This window comes from Cytophagia bacterium CHB2 (assembly GCA_030263535.1).
In the GTDB taxonomy this organism is placed as follows: domain Bacteria; phylum Zhuqueibacterota; class Zhuqueibacteria; order Zhuqueibacterales; family Zhuqueibacteraceae; genus Coneutiohabitans.
In genome coordinates, this window is the sequence record SZPB01000634.1 from 1 (window position 1) to 2030 (window position 2030).

Annotated in this window: 3 protein-coding genes; all 3 read left to right on the forward strand. The window is 51.9% G+C overall.

The window, feature by feature from the left end; genetic code table 11:
* The first annotated feature begins 125 nt into the window (after nucleotides 1–125).
* The 3 genes from FBQ85_29700 to FBQ85_29710 all read left to right on the forward strand — a co-directional run bounded on the left by FBQ85_29700 (nucleotide 126) and on the right by FBQ85_29710 (nucleotide 1999).
* On the forward strand, nucleotides 126–551 hold the full coding sequence (locus FBQ85_29700) for a PH domain-containing protein (protein ID MDL1879305.1): 426 nt from the start codon (nucleotides 126–128) through the stop codon (nucleotides 549–551).
* 159 nt (nucleotides 552–710) lie between these two features.
* Nucleotides 711–1592: a prohibitin family protein gene (locus FBQ85_29705; protein MDL1879306.1), complete on the forward strand. Its 882-nt coding sequence runs from the start codon at nucleotides 711–713 to the stop codon at nucleotides 1590–1592.
* 74 nt (nucleotides 1593–1666) lie between these two features.
* Nucleotides 1667–1999 (forward strand): hypothetical protein, encoded by a 333-nt coding sequence (locus tag FBQ85_29710; protein ID MDL1879307.1) that lies wholly within the window; start codon nucleotides 1667–1669, stop codon nucleotides 1997–1999.
* Nucleotides 2000–2030 lie beyond the last annotated feature (31 nt).

A 2030-nucleotide genomic window follows, 5' to 3' on the forward strand; every position in this document is an offset into this window, starting at 1 on the left:
CTCCGAGATTGATCTGTTGACAACAAATATAATGCCTGGAAGCTTCCAAAGCCAATACCTGGCTATGTCTAAGAACTGATTTTTGCCAAACTACAGTAATTTGAATAAAATGAAGAGGCAGACACATGACATTCAATATCAGATCCGCATGGCGTGAGCAATGGCTGTTGATCATTCTGGCCATTGCGCTTTTTCTGCTGCCCTTTTTACCCTGGTTCGGAACCAGCGCCCCGCTTGACAATCTTAAAATGACGGCCCTGCTGGCGGCGCCGTTTTTGATCGTTGGCTTGATCATTATCGTTCGGCACTATTCATGGCGATTCACGGTTAATGGCGACATCATTCAAAGCCATCGTGGCATCATCGCGAGGGAGGTACGAGCCATTCGCGTGGAAGACTTGCGCAACATCAACGTCAAGCAGACGCTCTTTCATAGACTCATCGGCATCGGAGACGTTGAGTTCAGCAGCGCCGGCAGTTCGGGCGTCGAAGTCGTGTTCAAAGGCGTTAGCCAACCCATGGCGCTGATGAGAAAGATACAGAATGCATAACTTGCTACTAAACACATTTTGTTGCATTCTATGGTGTTAATCAATTGCCTGTCAGGCGGAATAGCCACGTCATTGACATGTGCTTCACGTTCCTGGGCAGGCCGCAGGAAGTTGGGGAGTTGACCAACAATGCAACCCAAAAAATCGAAGGAGTTCATCATGATTTTTATCTTGGCGGTACTGGCAACCATAGCCGCACTTTTTGTGTGGCGCAGCGCGGCGCGGCAAGAAAGCGGCATCTCTCAGCCCATCGGCACGGCGAGCATTCTCGCCATGGGCGTTTTCGCAATTGTTGCGCTGGTGCAGTGCTTCACGCAGATCCCGGCGGGACACGTGGGCGTGGTAGATTTCTTCGGCATCGTGTCCGAGAGGGCGCTGCCGGCGGGAATCAATTTCGTGAATCCGCTGGCGCGCGTCATCAAATTCTCCATTCAAACGAAAGAACACAAGGAAACCATGCAAGTGCTTTCGCGCGAAGGCCTCACCATCGGCTTGGAGATCAGCGCGCTCTACCGGCTGAACCCGGATTCTGCAGCTCGGGTTTACAAGACTGTGGCCGGCGGCGACTACGAAACCATCATCCTGATACCGCAATTCCGCTCCATCAGCCGCGCCGTCGCGGCCAGCTTCCAGGCCAGCGCGCTCTATTCCACCGAACGGGAACAGCTCGGCGTGAATATTCAGGAAGAGCTGGCCAAGACCGTCGCTCCGCGCGGCGTGACAATTGAAACCACGCCGCTGCGCAATGTCGCACTCCCCGTACAACTCACCGAAGCCATCGAGCAAAAGCAGAAAGCCGATCAGGAAAGCCAGCGTATGGAGTTCATTCTCACGAAGGAAAAACAGGAGGCGGACCGGAAACGGATCGAAGCCAAAGGCATCGCCGATTTTCAGACGATCGTAGCGGCCGGCATCAGCGAACAATTGCTGCGCTGGAAGGGAATTGAAGCAACTGAAAAGCTCGCGCAATCATCAAACACCAAAGTGATTATCGTCGGCGCCGGGAAAGACGGTTTGCCGGTCATTATGGATACGAAATAGACGATGGCACGCGCATCGATGAACGCTTCGAACGGCCGGCTCTTGGCTAATCAAATTCATGGAGGACGTGAGTTATGAATTTATTATTGATCAATCCCAAGCTGCCCGAGAGTTTTTGGAGTTTTAAGTGGGTAACGAACACGATTTTTCCCGATAAAAGAACCACGAACCCTCCTTTGGGTTTGGCGACGCTGGCTGCCTTATGTCCGCCGGAGTGGGACGTCAAAATAGTTGATGAAAACATCGAGTCAATCCCTTTGGAGCCCCGCGCCGATATCATTGGAATTTGCGGCATGGGGGTTCAATTCGAACGGCAAAAAGAATTGCTGACTTTCTATAAGAACTGTAGTTTGGCAAATTTTCATGTTCTTTTTCAAAAATTGGCTGAAAAGGCCAGCCAATCCTGAGGTATGGACAGACCTCACCACTGTCCCCGCC

Excerpts from the sequence above, each read along its gene's own strand:
- FBQ85_29700 (MDL1879305.1), top strand. The coding sequence starts at position 126 with ATGACATTCAATATCAGATCCGCATGGCGTGAGCAATGGCTGTTGATC.
- FBQ85_29710 (MDL1879307.1), top strand. The coding sequence starts at position 1,667 with ATGAATTTATTATTGATCAATCCCAAGCTGCCCGAGAGTTTTTGGAGT.
- FBQ85_29705 (MDL1879306.1), top strand. The coding sequence starts at position 711 with ATGATTTTTATCTTGGCGGTACTGGCAACCATAGCCGCACTTTTTGTG.